We start from the raw sequence: 16894 nt of genomic DNA, 5'->3' as shown, positions 1-16894 counted from the left end.
ACATTACGCCTCCATTAAAATTAATTGTGGATCGTTCAGTAAACGCTTGATGTGATTTAGTGCATTTTGCGCAGTCGCTCCGTCGATCATACGGTGGTCGAAGCTGAGAGAAAGAGCTAAGACTGGAGCTGCTACGATTTCGCCATCACGAACAATCGCTTTTTCTGCAATGCGTCCGATACCAAGAATCGCAACTTCTGGATGGTTGATAACCGGAGTGAACCATTGTCCGCCGGCTGAACCGATGTTTGTAATTGTGCAAGATGCGCCTTTCATTTCAGCTGGAGCAAGCTTGCCTTCACGAGCTTTTGTTGCAAGGCTGTTGATCTCATCAGAAATTTCAAAGATCGCTTTACGGTCTGCATTTTTTACAACTGGCACAAGCAAGCCTTTTTCAGTGTCAGCAGCAATACCGATGTTGAAGTAATGTTTTTGGATTACTTCATCTGTTTTATCGTCAATTGACGTGTTTAAAACAGGGAATTTTTTCAGTGCAGATGTAAGAGCTTTTACAACGTAAGGCAAGTATGTCAGCTTGATGCCTTGATCAGCAGCAACCTGTTTGAACTGTTTACGATGTGCAACAAGGTTTGTTACGTCCACTTCGTCCATTAGTGTTACATGAGGAGCAGTATGTTTAGAGTTAACCATCGCTTTTGCAATTGCTTTACGGATACCGCTCATTTTTTCGCGAGTTTCTGGGAATTCACCCTCTGGAGCCGGTGCAGCAGCCGGTTTAGCAGCTGTTTCTTGAGGTGCAGCCGTTTCTTGCGGCGCAGCTTCTTGCGCTCCTCCGTTTACAAAGCTGTCGATATCTTCTTTCACAACACGTCCGTTGTTGCCTGAACCTGTTACTTTACGGATATCTACGCCTTTTTCACGAGCGTATTTACGTACAGAAGGCATAGCGATCACGCGTTTGTTCGGGTCAACTTCAGCTTGATCCTGCTGTCCTGCGCCAGTTTCTTTAGCAGGCTCTTCAGCACGCTCTTCTTTCGCAACATCTTGTCCAGCTTCACCAGTAGACTGAACTTGTGCTTCAGTTTTTGCGTCGCCAGACTCATCGCTGCCTTTAAATTGAAGGTCTTCGTAACCAGGTGCATCAAACGTAATGATCGTTTGTCCAACAGTTGCAACCGTTCCCTCTTCAACTTTTAATTCTAATACTTTTCCTTTAACAGGTGAAGGAATTTCTACTACTGCTTTATCATTTTGGACTTCCGCCAGTACATCATCTTCGTCAACCTCATCGTTAGGCTTGACAAACCATTTTACGATTTCGCCTTCGTGGATACCTTCCCCGATATCTGGAAGTTTAAATTCAAATGCCACAGTTCTCGACCTCCTAGTTTGATTAAGCAATTTTAAAGTTTACAACGTAAGCATTGAAAACAGATATATAATAGAGGGAAAACGTTCATCTTCCCTCTCGATTATGCAGTTTGATTAAAATTCAAGTACTTTTCTTGCTGTTTCAAGAACATCTTTATGGTTTGGAAGCCATACGCTCTCCGCTTGAGAGAAAGGAAATACTGTATCAGGCGCAGCCACGCGAAGTACAGGTGCTTCCAAGCTCAAGATCGCACGGTCATTAATTTCTGCTACTACGTTTGCAGCAATACCGGCTTGTTTTTGTGCCTCTTGAACAACAATCGCGCGTCCTGTTTTTTCTACAGATGCGATGATTGTATCAATGTCAAGCGGGCTTACAGTGCGAAGGTCGACAACTTCAGCAGAAATGCCGTCTTTTTCAAGCTCCTCGGCAGCTTTTAATGATTCATGAACCATTGCGCCGTAAGTGATGATTGAAAGGTCAGTACCTTCACGTTTTACGTCAGCTTTACCAAGCTCAATTGTGTATTCTTCTTCAGGAACTTCCTGACGGAAAGAACGGTAAAGCTTCATGTGCTCTAAGAAAACAACAGGATCGTTGTCTCTGATCGCAGAAATCAAAAGTCCTTTGGCATCGTAAGGAGTTGATGGAATAACAACTTTGATACCAGGCTGTTGTGCAACAAGACCTTCTAAGCTGTCAGCGTGAAGCTCAGGAGTATGAACACCGCCGCCGAACGGAGAACGAATGGTTACAGGTGAAGTCCAGCGTCCGCCAGAACGGTAACGCATACGAGCCATTTGGCCAGAAACTGAATCCATTACTTCGTAAACAAATCCAAAGAATTGGATTTCCATTACCGGACGGAAGCCGTTTAAGCCTAATCCAAGGGCAAGACCGCCGATACCAGATTCAGCAAGTGGCGTGTCAAACACACGGTCTTCACCGAATTCTTTTTGCAATCCTTCTGTCGCACGGAATACGCCGCCGTTAACACCAACGTCTTCTCCGAAAACTAAGACATTTTCGTCATTTTTCAGTTCTGTGCGTAACGCATCCGTGATTGCTTGAATCATTGTCATTTGCGCCATGGCTTACTTCGACTCCTTCTGTGTATAAATTTCAAATTGCTCCTCAAGGTTATGAGGCATTTTTTCAAACATGATTTTCATTAAATCAGTTACTTTTTGCTTAGGCTCAGCATCCGCTTTTTTGATCGCCTGCTTAATTTCTTCTTTTGCATCCTCGATTACTTTTGTTTCTTCTTCTTCAGACCATAGGCCTTTGTTTTCAAGGAACGCACGGAAGCGTACAAGCGGATCTTTTTGCTCCCACTCGTTTTCGATTTCTTTTGTGCGATATTTAGTCGGATCGTCACCAGCCATTGTGTGCGGGCCATAACGGAATGTCAGTGTTTCAATCAGTGTCGGGCCTTCGCCGTTAATCGCCCGTTCGCGTGCTTCAGCAGTTGCAGCGTATACAGCAAGCGGATCCATTCCGTCTACTTGTACGCCCACAATACCGGCAGCTACTGCTTTTTGTGCAATTGTGCCTGCTGCAGATTGTTTTTCAACTGGAGTTGAAATCGCGTAACGGTTGTTTTGTACAACGAAGATCGCAGGTGCTTTATAAGCGCCGGCAAAGTTAATTCCTTCGTAGAAGTCCCCTTGTGAAGCTCCGCCGTCACCAGTGTAAGTGATTGCGACAGCTTTCTTACCGCGTTTTTTAAGACCTAGCGCAACACCGGCCGTTTGAATGTATTGAGCACCGATAATGATTTGTGGAGAAAGGGCATTCACATCATCAGGCATTTGGTTTCCTCGGAAATGTCCGCGAGAGAACAGGAACGCTTGATATAATGGAAGGCCGTGCCAGATTAACTGAGGCACATCACGGTATCCCGGAAGAACGAAGTCTTCTTTTTCAAGCGCGAAATGTGTAGCAATCTGAGAAGCTTCTTGGCCCGCAGTAGGAGCGTAGAATCCGAGACGTCCTTGACGGTTTAATGAGATAGAGCGCTGATCAAGCACACGCGTAAATACCATGCGGCGCATAAGCTCTTTCAATTGATCATCAGTTAAATCAGGCATCGCCGCTTCATTCACGACTTCTCCCTTTTCATTTAAAATTTGGAACGTTTCGAACTGCTTTTTAATGGCATCAAATTGCTTCTTACTATCAACGATTACTTTTTTCGTTTTTGCAGCCATACTAAAGTCACCTCTTCCTTTCTTTTAAACAGTCATTAGACGTGCATTCCTTTTATACATACAAACTTAGGGTACCCTAAAGTATCAGCAGTAAGTCGTATATATTTTAGCCGATCCCCAGTTTGCCGAAACCATTTATGTAGGATAGTTACACTCTGCTTTGAACTGTATTATTTCGAAGTTGTAAAAAACTAATACAACACCGCTTAACATGGATTAGTTTACACCATATAAAGAAGAACCGTCAATCGTTTTCATCGCTGATTTTCAATAAATGTATTCGCTTTACATTTTCTATAAAAAAACAGATGCAGCCTGCACCTCAAACTGTACTAGTATAACCCATCATACTGTACTACAATAGAAATTTAAATTTTGAATAGAATTTAAAAAAAGAGCTGATCATAGTCAGCTCTTTTTTATATGATAGCCTGCGGCGTCATATAAATCTTTGCGGGCTTTATTATATTTCTCGGTTTGCACATCAAATTCGCCGCTTTGTTTAAGGACTTTTTTATAAGAAGCATTCGCTTTTTCGATCTGCTGATCAAGCTTATCCAGCGTCAAGTCTTTGTCTTTCAGCAGCTTATACAGTTTTTTATCAAGTTTAATGGCTTTTTCATATTCTTCAGACATAGAGCTGTATGCATCATATCTTTTTTTCATATGATCTGCCGCAGTCTCGGCCTTTGCCTTGATGTGTTTATCCTTAATATTTTCTGCGGATGTTTTGGCTTCCTCAAATTCTGATTCGGATTTTTCGATGCTCTCATTTTCAAGCTTCAGATGTTCTTCGCGTTTATTTACATTCTCTAGCGCTTCGTCTGATAATGAAACGATTTTTTTATAATCATCCATATTGAGCTTGATGACATCATTGTAGAGAGCATGTTCTTTTTTCTCTAATTCCTCGAGCGTTTTCTGTTCTTCTTGAAACGGTTTTTCTAGATCAGCGACTTTTTCTAATGAGTCATGAAGTGAATCCACGGGATCCTGTCCCACGCACCCTGTTAATAGGAAAGTCACAGCGCAAAAGGCTCCGATTTTCACACCGTGGCGCCGTTTTATTCTGTCTTTCACGTTAAATCCCCCAATCTTGACAATTTCTACTATAGAATCCATAGAGATATTTGACAATAGCCAGGTGGTTATCGCATGGCTTGCTGAGCAAAAAAACAAATCTAAATCGTCAAAAATCAGGACAGATGACCATACAACTTTTTTGTTTTTACATAGGTTATTGTAGACGCTATGCCTACTACAAGGCTCTGGCGTAATTAAAAGAGGAGGTTATGTTCATGTACGGTTATGGATATGGTTACGGCGGAGGCTGCTGCAGTTATGGTTACGGATATGGCGGAGCAGGATATGGCCGCACATTTGCGTTAATCGTTGTTTTATTCATTCTGTTAATCATTGTTGGAGCTGCTTATTTAGGCGGAGGCTGTTGCTAATTACACAGTAAAACACTGACCAGCCATTTACGGCTGGTCATTCGTTTCGTTGCACCTTTACGAAGAAATCCGATATAATTTACATATTAAGCTTTAGGAGTGAAGTTTCTTGATTACTATGGAAAACATCGTGCGCGACGGCCACCCTGCCTTAAGAGAGACAGCAGAGCCTGTCGGGCTGCCTGCCACAGAAGAAGAAAAACAGCAGCTGGCAGATATGATTGAATTCGTAAAAAACAGCCAAAATCCGGAATTGGCTGAAAAATACAATCTGCGCCCCGGCGTAGGACTTGCGGCACCTCAAATTAATATTAATAAACGGATGATCGCAGTCCATGCAGAAGATGCTTCCGGGAAGTTATACAGCTATGCATTGTTTAACCCGAAGATCGTCAGCCATTCCGTTGAAAGAAGCTATTTAACAAGCGGTGAAGGCTGCCTGTCAGTTGATGAGGCAATTCCCGGCTATGTTCCGCGCTACGCTCGTATCAGAGTGAAAGGAACAACACTGGAGGGAGAACAAATAGACATTCGTTTAAAAGGATTTCCGGCGATTGTATTTCAGCATGAAATCGACCATTTAAATGGCGTTATGTTTTATGATCATATCGATAAAGAAAATCCATTTAAAGAACCTGAAAACGCGATGGCGATTGACCGCTAAAAGAAAATATGCGGCTGACACTATAAGTGCCAGCCGCTTTTTTATTTTAGCAGGCCTAATTCTTTGACAGCATAAGCAATTCCATCCTCGTCTACAGGCTTTGTTACAAAATCCGCAACTTCTTTTAATTCAGGAACGGCATTCCCCATGGCAACGCCTGTTCCGACAAACTGAATCATTTGCAGATCATTTAATCCGTCACCGAAGGCATATGTATCGCTGATATCAAACGGAAGGCGCTCGATTACTTTTTTAATCCCCTCCGCCTTTGATCCGCCGCGCGGCAGCACATCAGTCGAAAGCTCATGCCAGCGCACAAGATCGAATTCTGGAAAAGCCCCATAAATTTTTTCTTCTTCATCCTGGCAAAACAACAGAAGCTGAAAAATTTCTTTTCCTTCATAAAAGAGGTCATCGGTTTCAGGATAGTCGGTTTTCAGGCTGCCGATTCCCTCCAAGACATGAGGATGGTCAGCAACAGTCGCTTTCATTGTATCTTCAGCCATAAACACAACCGGGTGGCTTCCTTCTCCCGCCTGCTTTAACAATCTTCTGATTGCCTCTTCAGGCAGCGGATTCTTATAAATCACTTCATTTTCAAAGACGACATACTGACCGTTGTAGGAAATAAATGAGTGAATGCCTAACTCCTCTAAAATCGGCTTCACCAGAAACGGGGACCGCCCGCTGGCGATAAACACATGGTGCCCCTGCCTCTGAAGCTCCGCTACCGTTTTTCTTGTGCTTTCCGGTATCTTTTTGTCGTGATCATATATCGTGCCGTCAATATCGAAAAAAATTAATTTTGAGCCCATCGTTATTCCCCTTTATCGTCTAAATCTGCAATTCCCACACTCATCATACAAAAAGATTTCAGTTCAGCAAACTATTTCCCTCAAAAACAAAATAAAATTCCATTAATATCCACGAAAAGTCCGTGCTAAACTCCGTATACTATTTGTATAAAACAGCCTTGGACAAGTATCAATCGAAGGAGGGACTGCGTTATGCTTCGGAAGTTAAAAAAGAAACTCAGAAGACAATGGAACGGAATGCTCCGCAGGAGAGCCATTGCCTGATAAGGGATCTGTCCCTTTTTGAAAGGTCCTTATTTTGCTCAAGACTTTCCTTATATTCCGTTTTCGAATATAATAGAATAAGCGAGTCTAACATACGGCATTTAAGGAGAGATTTGGATGATTTATAAGGTATTTTATCAAAAAAAAGCTGAGGAAGTACCTGTTCGGGAAAAAACAGATTCACTTTATATTGAAGGCGTATCAGAGCGTGACGTCAGAACGAAACTGAAAGACAAGAAATTTAATATTGAATTTATCACACCTGTTGACGGTGCTTTTTTAGAATATGAGCAACAGAGTGAAAATTTTAAAGTATTGGAGTTATGAGCGGTATGAAATTTGTAAAAAACGATCAGACTGCTGTTTTCGCCCTTGGAGGACTGGGTGAAATCGGTAAAAATACGTATGCGGTGCAGTTTCAGGATGAAATTGTGCTGATTGATGCGGGGATCAAGTTTCCCGAGGACGAACTGCTCGGTATTGATTACGTCATTCCCGATTACACGTATTTAGTTAAAAACGAAGATAAAATTAAAGGGCTTTTTATCACTCACGGGCACGAAGACCATATCGGCGGCATCCCGTACCTGCTTAGACAAGTCAATATTCCCGTTTACGGCGGTAAACTCGCGATCGGCTTACTTCGGAATAAACTTGAAGAGCACGGATTATTAAGACAGACTAAGCTTAACATCATCGGTGAGGATGATATCGTAAAATTTCGCAAAACGGCTGTGTCATTCTTTAGAACAACACACAGTATTCCGGATTCCTACGGTATTGTTGTAAAAACGCCGCCCGGAAACATCGTACATACTGGAGATTTCAAATTCGACTTTACTCCAGTCGGCGAGCCGGCAAACTTAACGAAAATGGCTGAAATCGGCAAAGAAGGCGTTCTGTGCCTCCTTTCAGACAGCACAAACAGTGAAAACCCGGAGTTCACTATGTCTGAACGCCGTGTCGGAGAAAGCATTCATGACATTTTCCGCAAGGTGGACGGCCGAGTTATCTTCGCTACATTTGCGTCGAATATTCACCGCTTGCAGCAGGTAATTGAGGCTGCTGTATTAAATGGAAGAAAAGTTGCCGTATTTGGACGCAGTATGGAATCTGCTATCGAAATCGGACAAACTCTCGGCTATATTAACTGTCCTAAAAATACGTTTATTGAACATAATGAAATCAATCGCATTCCTGCCAATAAAGTAACGATCCTGTGTACAGGAAGCCAAGGGGAACCGATGGCGGCTTTATCCAGAATTGCAAACGGCACACACCGGCAGATTTCAATCAATCCTGGAGATACAGTCGTATTTTCTTCATCCCCTATCCCGGGCAACACAATCAGCGTGAGCCGCACAATTAACCAGCTGTATCGTGCGGGGGCCGAGGTTATTCACGGACCTCTTAATGATATCCATACATCCGGTCACGGCGGACAGGAAGAACAAAAGCTGATGCTTCGTTTAATCAAGCCTAAATTCTTCATGCCGATTCACGGTGAGTACAGAATGCAAAAGATGCATGTCAAGCTTGCGACAGATTGCGGCATCCCTGAAGAAAACTGCTTTATCATGGATAACGGTGAAGTATTGGCGCTTAAAGGCGATGAAGCTTCAGTTGCCGGTAAAATCCCATCCGGTTCAGTATATATCGACGGTAGCGGTATCGGTGATATTGGAAATATCGTGCTTCGCGACCGCAGAATTCTTTCTGAAGAAGGTCTTGTGATCGTCGTTGTCAGCATAGATATGGATGAATTTAAGATTTCAGCGGGCCCTGACTTGATTTCCAGAGGGTTTGTTTACATGAGAGAATCAGGTGATTTGATCAATGACGCCCAGGAGCTCATTTCAAACCACTTGCAAAAAGTCATGGAACGAAAAACCACTCAATGGTCAGAAATCAAAAATGAGATCACGGATACGCTTGCTCCGTTCTTATATGAAAAAACGAAACGCCGCCCAATGATCCTTCCGATCATTATGGAGGTTTAAAAAAAAGATGCACTCACTTAGGAGTGCATCTTTTTTATTGCAGTGCTATATGCTGAAATGACTTTACATCAAACAACCCTGTTGTCGTCATTTTGATGTCAGGAATGACAGGCAAAGCCAAAAATGAAAGCGTCAAAAATGGGTTAAACCGGTCTTTGAAACCGATGAATGAGAGCTTTTCATGAAGCGTCATTAAGCTTTGATTCACCAATTCTGCAGATTGGTCGGATAATAACCCCGCAATCGGCAGAGGAACCGAGTGAAGTTCTTCCCCGTCTTTTATAACTGTTAATCCGCCGCCAATTTCCTGCAGCTTATTTACTGCGGCTGCGATATCGGTGTCATTTGTCCCCACGGCAATGATATTATGCGAATCGTGTGAAATCGTTGTTGCAATCGCCCCGCTTTTCAAACCAAATCCTTTCACAATACCAAGTCCTGTTTCTTTTAATCCCTTATGCCGTTCGACGACTGCAATCTTTAACAAGTCAAGATCGATGTCTGGCTGAAAAATGGGTGCTTCCGGAGCCGGAATACTCACCAGGCGTGTTTCAAGCTGATTTGGTATGATTTGAATGACATTCATCTGCTGCTGGGGATCAATTGGCATATGAAAATCCTGTTCGGAAAGAGGAGCAGCAAGGTTAACGGAATGAAGCAGCGCCGGATCTGGTGTTAGCGTATGAGCTTGTGCCTGACAGACTGCTTTATTATCTTCAGCAACAGTTTGTCCTTTTACCAACGTCTTTGTGACAGTGACATTTTCCACATCTGAAATAAAGAGCAAATCGGCGTCAAATCCCGGAGCAACCGCTCCCTTTGTATCTAGTCCGTAGCATTCCGCTGCATTCAGGCTTCCTAATTGGTATGCCAAAAACGGATCGAGACCTGCTTGAATAGCCATTTTCACCTGATGATTCACACTTCCCTCTGACAATAAATCATCTACGTGTTTATCATCAGTACAGAAAAAGAAACGGCGCGCATTCTTTTCATTAACAGCCGGCAGCACTTTCATTGTATTTTTGGCGACTGACCCTTCTCGCATCATGACGTACATTCCTCTTCTGATACGATCCAGCGCTTCTTCCTTCGTCGTTACCTCATGATCGGTCAAGACAAAAGCGGTTCTGTAAATATTGATGAGATCAGTTGACAAGCCTGCTAAATGTCCGTCAATCCGTTTCCCCGCGCTCCGGGCATCAAACAGCTTATTAACCATGTCTGCTTCACCCTGCTCAACCGATACATAATCCATCACTTCAGCCAGACCCAATACCTCTTTCTCTTCGTAAAATGGCTTCAAATCGGCCGCCTGAAGTACCGCACCGGATCTCTCAAAGCTGGCGGCAGGCACACTGGAGGGAAGCATAAAATGGATATTCAGCGGTGTTTGGCGAGCCTGTTCAATCATAAATTTGATCCCTTCCTGACCGGACACGTTCGCTATTTCATGCGGATCGGTAATGATGGTCGTCACGCCATTCGGCAATACGGCTTTTGCAAACTCGATCGGTGTCACCATTGATGACTCAATATGTACATGACCATCAATAAATCCCGGCACAATGACTTGCCCCTCTGCATCTATGGTTTCTTCACCTTCATACTGGCCGAGGCCTACAATAACTCCGTCTGTTATCGCAATATCTTCATAAATCCACTCATGATTATATACGTCCATGATTTTCCCGTTCTTAATGACGATGTCAGCTTTTTGTCTGCGGGCTGAAGCATTCAGCCTTTTGACCAGCGCTTCTTTATTCAAATGGCCCCCTCCTCTTTTTTATTTATATGGTACAATATGCTATCGGAACGCTTATCCGTAGTCAATAAAATTTTAGTAAATTGGCGCTTAGTTCATTAAAGTTGTTATATTCTGATAATATGAAAAAACCGTCCCTAAGGACGGCTTATATTTCTTCTATTTCGTATGAAGAACTCTTTTCTCAAAACGTGAAATATCCGTAACCGATCCAATGACGATGAGAATATCTTCTTGATGTATCACTTCAGTCGCAAGCGGCGACACGATGACTTCCTTGCCCCTTTTAATCGCTACAATATTAATACCGTATTTCGCCCGTATATCTAAATCGAGAAGAGTGTTTCCGGCAAGACGGCTGTTGGCCACGATCTCGACGAGACTATGCTCTTCTGACAGCTCCAAATAATCAAGTACATTGTTGGAAACGATATTATGCGCAATTCTTTTTGCCATATCACGTTCCGGGTGGACAATGTGATCCGCGCCGATTTTGGACAGCACTTTTTCATGATAATCGTTCTGAGCCTTAACTGTAATCGTATTGACACCCAGTTCTTTGAGGATCAGAGTTGTTAATATACTCGCCTGAATATTTTCACCGATCGCAACAATGACGTGGTCAAAATTCCTCAAACCTAAATTTTTCAGAACAGATTCGTCGGTCGAGTCTCCGATGACGGCATGTGATGCAATCTTGGCATACTCGTTGACTTTATCTTCATCAATATCCATCGCCATGACCTCGACGCCCTCTTCGCTCAATGCTTTGCATATACTTCCACCAAAACGGCCGAGACCAATTACGGCAAATTCTTTTTTCATAGTGGTGCTCCTTTACCTAACATCATATTGATCAAATTTTAACATATTCTTTTGAAGCAGTGTTAATTTCATCAACCTTTTGGCAGCGAATTCATATGCTGCTTAAGCCGTTCAGTAAAGCCCGGGGTCAAATAAAGCTCCGCTCCCCGTTCAATCTCGATTTGATAATGCTGAGGAGGTGCTGTTTCTGCTTCTTTTCGGAGGACGAGAAAGGTTAAACAATCGGTATAGAGCTTTCCCCCTGCTTCAACGTCTACAAATGCCGGCCGATAGGTAAGAGATTCAACCCCTTCCCTTTTATACAAATAGGTGACAGCTGAAAAAGGAAGACGATACAGAACCCCTTCTGTCGTGCCTCCGTCTTCAGTGATATCCGCTCTTGAGCCGTCTGGCCTTTTTAACGTAAAGCGGGTTGTATACCCTTTTAAAACAGCTCCTCCCACTGGATCTTGAAAATAATGATCCACCCCTGCTTTTTGAAAACGGGCATTGTCCATACAAGATCCGTAGGCAAAATAGTACACGGGATCTTTAGATTTGCTGATCATCTGATGTTCTTTCCAGTCACCGCTGCCTATTTTCACAAAGTCAGCATAATCATCTTTTTTCATATAATATACAAGTGCTTCCTTGATTCCAGCATCAGTTTCGACATGTACAGATTTCTTGTGGTAACCTTGATACAAAAGATCAAGCTTATGTATACACGATTCATCTGCTTCATATATCTCACCGCAAATATAGCCATCAGCCCCAAACACGGCCGCAGGTTCCTCGGCTGCCTTATTAAAAAGACTTCCCTTTGTCCGCGCCTGCTCACTGATACAAGCCGACTGTGATAACAAATGATGATTTTTTTCATGCTTCCTTAAGGTCCCATATACAAACAGAAGCGAGTTCATCTTGTTTTTCCCCTCTCAGCTGTCAGATTTCAAAGGCAAAACAACTTGAAAGATGCTGCCTTTTCCAGCTTCACTTTCAATCTTCAATTCCCCGTTATGTTCCTTTAATATTCTCAAACAAATGGCGAGCCCCAGCCCTGTGCCTTTCTCCTTTGTTGAATAAAAAGGTTTTCCGATTTGCTCAAGCTTTTCCTGTGACATGCCGTTCCCTTCATCTTTTACGCTTATTACGACGTGTGAAGCTGTTTTAGCAGTGGAAATCGTTACGACACCGCCTTTTGGCATTGCTTCAATTCCATTTTTGATAATATTGATAAAAACCTGCTTCAGCTGGTTTTCGTCCCCTTTAATCATACAGGCTTCCGTCTCACCAAAATTCTTTTCAATAGCAATATTGGACAATATGGCATTCGTATCAAGCAATGTCGTGACTTGTTTCAAAATTTCATTGATTGGGTGCGTTTTAAATGTAATTTCCTGCGGCTTTGCCAGCAGCAGCAGCTCGCCGAGCACCAGATCAATTCTTTTAATCTCTGAAAAGATGATATCAAAATAATCTTTTCTATCCGGATATGATGTTTTCATAATTTGAAGGAATCCGCTGACGGACGTTAAAGGATTTCTGACTTCATGTGCAATGCCGGCAGCCAGTTCACTCGTGATTGACAGTTTCTGCGACTCCCTCGCAAGCCGTTCATTGATTTCCAGAAGCTCATCTTCAGCCTCTTTTCGCTCAGTGATGTCTGACATTGTGCCCAGGCTTCCGGTAAATTGCTCATCTCGGTCATAGTAAAGTTTATAGTGAACCTCGCCCCAAAAAATCGTCCCGTTCTTTGTCACATATTTTGCCGTAAACATCCCCGAGGACGCTTTGTTTTTGATTTGAGTATTAATGTGATCAGCTACATGCTTTTCTTTTATGAAGTAATCATTATACATTGTCCCCATGCATTCACTGATCGAAAAACCTGTGATGGCTGCCCACGCTTGATTTAAGTATGTAATTTCGCCTTTTGCATTGGTTTGAAAAACGATCTCCTGTAAATTATCCATGATGCGGTTCTTCTCATCAGAAAGCTGTTTATACTTCCATTCATTATCTTTCATTTTCTTGACCAGCTGTTTTTTCTCATCGACATAATACGCCAGCATCCAGACACTGAAAATCGTTACTGCTGTATACACAATGTCAACAGGCCAATTAATCGGGTTTTTGCCTATAAAATAAAATAAATAATCCCAAAACATAATAAAAATCATTGCCAAAATAATGGAAATGATACGTGCTTGATATTTTCTCATATGACCACCTGCCGCTTGTGTTTCTCTGTTTATTGTACCATTCTTCGACAAATAATTGAGTAAAATATGTAAAGTATCCCAAATCATTCATTACCTTTTGTTCATGATGTCATATCTTAGGCGGCGGTAATCAGAAATCGGCACGCAAAAAAAGGCGGAGATTACACCATTCCGCCTTTTTCAACATATATTATTCTTTTAAAGCGGCTTGAATTTCTTCGAGAAGCAGCTGTGCGCCTTCAGGGCTTAACGTAATTTTACCGTTGCCGTACTCTTTATTTTCTGAAGTGATTTCCCCAGTCATTAAACAAACGCCATGAGGTTTGTACTTTTTCAAAATAATTTTATCGCCCTCGACAAAAAACTCAATGCTGTCTTTAATAGCAATATCCAGTGCCCGTCTTAACTCTATCGGCATAACAATACGGCCTAATTCATCTACTTTTCTTACAACACCTATTGATTTCATAAAAACCCTTCTTCCTTAAATGTTTCTTTTTTCATGTAATATTCAAGGTTGTACCTCAATATATCGTAGACGTACGAAACTTAGAAAAAGTTTCCCGCTTTCTTGAAGAATCGCAAGATATTTTTTCCATAAAACCGAAAAATGTATTACTTCTGTTACACCCTTCCGCAGTTTTTTACAAAAACATTTCTTTCCCGACGCACACCCCCAAAAATCACTTCTTTTCTTAGAAACTTTAAATGTAGAATCATATAAAATCAGGATAAAGATTGGGTGAAAACATGTTTCAATCAACTGAAATTGGAATTGACTTAGGAACAGCTAATATACTTGTTTACAGCAAAAATAAAGGAATCATCTTAAATGAACCTTCTGTTGTCGCAGTAGATACAACGACTAAAGCAGTGCTTGCGATCGGGACTGACGCGAAAAATATGATCGGTAAAACACCGGGAAAAATTGTCGCTGTCAGACCGATGAAGGACGGCGTTATCGCTGACTACGACATGACAACTGATTTGTTAAAGCACATCATGAAAAAAGCCGGAAAGAGCATCGGCATGTCGTTCAGAAAGCCGAATGTCGTTGTGTGCACACCATCAGGCTCAACTGCAGTGGAACGCCGCGCCATCAGTGACGCGGTGAAAAATTGCGGAGCGAAAAACGTCCATTTAATTGAAGAACCGGTGGCAGCTGCAATCGGAGCGGATTTGCCGGTTGACGAGCCGGTTGCTAACGTGGTGGTAGATATCGGCGGCGGGACGACGGAAGTCGCGATTATTTCCTTTGGAGGCGTTGTCTCCTGCCATTCAATCAGAATCGGCGGAGACCAGCTTGATGAGGATATCGTTGCTTTTGTGCGGAAAAAGTACAATTTGCTGATCGGTGAACGCACAGCTGAGCAGGTTAAAATGGAAATTGGCCATGCATTGATTGAGCATGTGCCGGATGCAATGGAAATTCGCGGACGTGACCTTGTGACGGGGCTACCGAAAACCATTATGCTTCAATCAAATGAAATTCAAAACGCGATGCGTGAATCTCTCCTTCATATTCTTGAAGCGATTAGAGCCACACTTGAGGACTGTCCTCCTGAATTAAGCGGAGACATTGTCGATCGCGGCGTAATTTTAACAGGAGGCGGGGCGCTTCTTAACGGGATCAAAGAATGGCTGTCAGAAGAAATCGTTGTACCTGTACACGTGGCGCCAAACCCGCTTGAATCCGTGGCAATCGGCACCGGCCGTTCTTTAGAGGTGATTGATAAGCTCCAAAAAGCGGTTAAATAATCCTTTTCTCGCAAAATCTCAGAAAGTAATTGAAATTCCTGCTTCTTTTTTCCTCTCTCGCTTCATATTGTGGGAAATGGAGAAACGATAAGGAGGAAACAGATGCTTAGAGATTTAGGAAGACGGGTAGCGATTGCAGCCATTTTGAGCGGAATCATTCTTGGAGGCATGAGCATTTCACTGGCAAACATGCCTCATGCGCCTGAAGGTACTGTAAAAATGAATCATCCATAAGTGTTGAAAAGCCCAAAACCATTTTGTTTTGGGTTTTTCTCTTTGCACTCCTTCCTTTTCTTTATAGGAGATTATTTGATATGATGAGAAAAAAGCACGAGGAGGAAAGATTGATGGATACATTTTCAGAGAAACTAAATACATATGCCCAGCTGGCGGTTGAGGTCGGCGTTAATGTCCAAAAAGGCCAGTATGTGGTGGTAAATGCTTCGACGGAGGTACGCGATTTCGTCCGTCTGATTGTAAAACATGCATATGAAAAAGGCGCAAAAAATGTAACAGTGAACTGGCAGGATGACGAAGTGGCCAAATTAAAATATGAACTGGCGCCGTTTGAAGCCTTTGAAGAGTATCCTGAATGGGAAGCGAAAGGCAGAGAAGAGCTTGCCAAGAAAGGAGCTGCTTTTATTTCAGTCGTATCCTCAAACCCAGATTTACTGCAAGGTGTAGATTCCAAACGGATTGCCGCCTTCCAAAAAGCTGCAGGCAAAGCGTTACATACATACAGACAATACATTCAATCTGATAAAGTGAGCTGGACTGTCGTCGGTGCTGCATCAGCAGGTTGGGCTCAGAAAGTATTCCCTGGCAAATCAGAAGAGGAAGCGACACAGCTCCTGTGGCAAGAAATTTTTAAAGCCACACGCGTAAACGAAGAAAATCCGGTTCAAGCGTGGATCAATCATGATCAAAACCTTCATGAAAAAGTTGATCATTTGAACCAAAAACATTATGCCGCTTTACATTACCAAGCAGAAGGAACTGATTTAACAATCAAGCTGCCGAAAAAACACGTTTGGGCAGGTGCCGGAAGCGTAAATGAAAGCGGACATGAATTTATGGCCAATATGCCGACAGAAGAAGTATTCACACTGCCGCAAAAAGACGGGGTTGACGGGTTTGTATCGAGCACAAAACCGCTAAGCTACGGCGGGAACATTATCGAAAACTTCACGCTCACATTCAAAAACGGCCGTATTGTTGACATTAAAGCCGAAAAAGGAGAAGACATTTTAAAAGAATTGGTCGAAACAGATGAAGGCTCTCACTATCTTGGTGAGGTAGCTCTTGTCCCGTACGATTCGGCTATTTCACAGTCAAATATTCTTTTTTACAACACTTTATTTGATGAAAATGCGTCAAATCATCTGGCGATCGGCAGTGCCTATGCTTTTAACATTGAGGGCGGAAAACAGATGTCTCGCGAAGAGCTTGTCAAAGAAGGCTTAAATGAAAGCATTACCCACGTAGACTTTATGGTTGGTTCTAAGGATATGAACATTGATGGAATTACTGAAGACGGAAAAAGAGAGCCTATCTTTAGAAATGGAAATTGGGCTTTTTAAATAAAGAAGGAGGTTTTCGCCT

17 protein-coding genes are annotated in these 16894 nt (G+C 42.5%); 7 read left to right on the top strand and 10 right to left on the bottom strand.

The window, feature by feature from the left end:
* Nucleotides 1–3: 3 nt before the first annotated feature.
* The 4 genes from pdhC to NYE43_RS07900 all read right to left on the bottom strand — a co-directional run bounded on the left by pdhC (nt 4) and on the right by NYE43_RS07900 (nt 4623).
* Complete coding sequence (gene pdhC / locus NYE43_RS07915) at nt 4–1332, bottom strand: pyruvate dehydrogenase complex dihydrolipoyllysine-residue acetyltransferase (protein WP_024121262.1); 1329 nt, start codon at nt 1330–1332, stop codon at nt 4–6.
* 114 nt (nt 1333–1446) lie between these two features.
* Nucleotides 1447–2424 (bottom strand): pyruvate dehydrogenase complex E1 component subunit beta, encoded by a 978-nt coding sequence (pdhB, locus tag NYE43_RS07910; RefSeq protein WP_014113660.1) that lies wholly within the window; start codon nt 2422–2424, stop codon nt 1447–1449.
* Nucleotides 2425–2427: 3 nt separating this feature from the next.
* Entirely contained in the window at nt 2428–3543 is a 1116-nt protein-coding gene (gene pdhA, locus NYE43_RS07905; protein ID WP_024121261.1) for a pyruvate dehydrogenase (acetyl-transferring) E1 component subunit alpha, read from the bottom strand.
* 408 nt (nt 3544–3951) lie between these two features.
* The gene (locus tag NYE43_RS07900; RefSeq protein ID WP_103671635.1) at nt 3952–4623 is read right to left on the bottom strand and encodes a YkyA family protein; all 672 of its coding nucleotides are present in this window, start codon (nt 4621–4623) and stop codon (nt 3952–3954) included.
* 218 nt (nt 4624–4841) lie between these two features.
* On the opposite strand from NYE43_RS07900, the gene NYE43_RS07895 reads away from it, so the two are divergent.
* Together NYE43_RS07895 and def are read left to right on the top strand one after the other, a co-directional pair.
* Nucleotides 4842–4997 carry a YjcZ family sporulation protein gene (locus tag NYE43_RS07895; protein ID WP_024121259.1) on the top strand — a complete coding sequence of 52 codons (156 nt, stop codon included), beginning with the start codon at nt 4842–4844 and terminating at the stop codon, nt 4995–4997.
* Between the two features lie 109 nt (nt 4998–5106).
* Nucleotides 5107–5661, top strand: a complete 555-nt coding sequence (gene def / locus NYE43_RS07890; protein ID WP_044156028.1) for a peptide deformylase — start codon at nt 5107–5109, stop codon at nt 5659–5661.
* A gap of 41 nt (nt 5662–5702) precedes the next feature.
* Here def and NYE43_RS07885 read toward each other — a convergent pair whose 3' ends face one another.
* Nucleotides 5703–6476: a Cof-type HAD-IIB family hydrolase gene (locus NYE43_RS07885; protein ID WP_101860680.1), complete on the bottom strand. Its 774-nt coding sequence runs from the start codon at nt 6474–6476 to the stop codon at nt 5703–5705.
* Nucleotides 6477–6857: 381 nt separating this feature from the next.
* On the opposite strand from NYE43_RS07885, the gene rnpZA reads away from it, so the two are divergent.
* Both rnpZA and rnjA read left to right on the top strand, forming a co-directional pair.
* Nucleotides 6858–7067: an RNA polymerase subunit omega 1 gene (gene rnpZA, locus NYE43_RS07880; RefSeq protein ID WP_010334097.1), complete on the top strand. Its 210-nt coding sequence runs from the start codon at nt 6858–6860 to the stop codon at nt 7065–7067.
* Between the two features lie 5 nt (nt 7068–7072).
* The gene (gene rnjA / locus NYE43_RS07875) at nt 7073–8740 is read left to right on the top strand and encodes a ribonuclease J1 (protein ID WP_127695317.1); all 1668 of its coding nucleotides are present in this window, start codon (nt 7073–7075) and stop codon (nt 8738–8740) included.
* A gap of 34 nt (nt 8741–8774) precedes the next feature.
* Here rnjA and ade read toward each other — a convergent pair whose 3' ends face one another.
* The 5 genes from ade to abhA form a co-directional block, all read right to left on the bottom strand.
* Entirely contained in the window at nt 8775–10508 is a 1734-nt protein-coding gene (ade, locus tag NYE43_RS07870; RefSeq protein ID WP_341061509.1) for an adenine deaminase, read from the bottom strand.
* A 156-nt stretch (nt 10509–10664) separates the two neighbouring features.
* Nucleotides 10665–11330 (bottom strand): Ktr system potassium transporter KtrC, encoded by a 666-nt coding sequence (gene ktrC / locus NYE43_RS07865; RefSeq protein WP_010334094.1) that lies wholly within the window; start codon nt 11328–11330, stop codon nt 10665–10667.
* 71 nt (nt 11331–11401) lie between these two features.
* Nucleotides 11402–12232: a gamma-glutamylcyclotransferase gene (locus NYE43_RS07860; RefSeq protein ID WP_198097614.1), complete on the bottom strand. Its 831-nt coding sequence runs from the start codon at nt 12230–12232 to the stop codon at nt 11402–11404.
* A 15-nt stretch (nt 12233–12247) separates the two neighbouring features.
* Nucleotides 12248–13534 carry a two-component sensor histidine kinase KinC gene (gene kinC, locus NYE43_RS07855; RefSeq protein ID WP_095714715.1) on the bottom strand — a complete coding sequence of 429 codons (1287 nt, stop codon included), beginning with the start codon at nt 13532–13534 and terminating at the stop codon, nt 12248–12250.
* Nucleotides 13535–13724: 190 nt separating this feature from the next.
* Nucleotides 13725–14003 (bottom strand): transcriptional regulator AbhA, encoded by a 279-nt coding sequence (gene abhA, locus NYE43_RS07850; protein WP_095714714.1) that lies wholly within the window; start codon nt 14001–14003, stop codon nt 13725–13727.
* A 281-nt stretch (nt 14004–14284) separates the two neighbouring features.
* Between abhA and mreBH the strand changes: the two genes are divergently transcribed.
* The 3 genes from mreBH (at nt 14285) to NYE43_RS07835 (ending at nt 16872) form a co-directional block, all read left to right on the top strand.
* A complete protein-coding gene (mreBH, locus tag NYE43_RS07845) occupies nt 14285–15292 on the top strand; it encodes a cell shape-determining protein MreBH (RefSeq protein WP_024121252.1) in 1008 nt (335 codons plus the stop codon).
* Nucleotides 15293–15394: 102 nt separating this feature from the next.
* Nucleotides 15395–15526, top strand: a complete 132-nt coding sequence (locus NYE43_RS07840) for a protein YkpC (RefSeq protein ID WP_024121251.1) — start codon at nt 15395–15397, stop codon at nt 15524–15526.
* Between the two features lie 113 nt (nt 15527–15639).
* Nucleotides 15640–16872: an aminopeptidase gene (locus NYE43_RS07835; protein WP_103671654.1), complete on the top strand. Its 1233-nt coding sequence runs from the start codon at nt 15640–15642 to the stop codon at nt 16870–16872.
* Nucleotides 16873–16894 lie beyond the last annotated feature (22 nt).

The organism is Bacillus sp. FSL R5-0434 (assembly GCF_038004745.1).
Classification (GTDB): Bacteria; Bacillota; Bacilli; order Bacillales; family Bacillaceae; genus Bacillus; species Bacillus halotolerans.
Note: the sequence above shows the minus strand (reverse complement) of the source record. Positions and strands in the feature narration are given on the sequence as shown.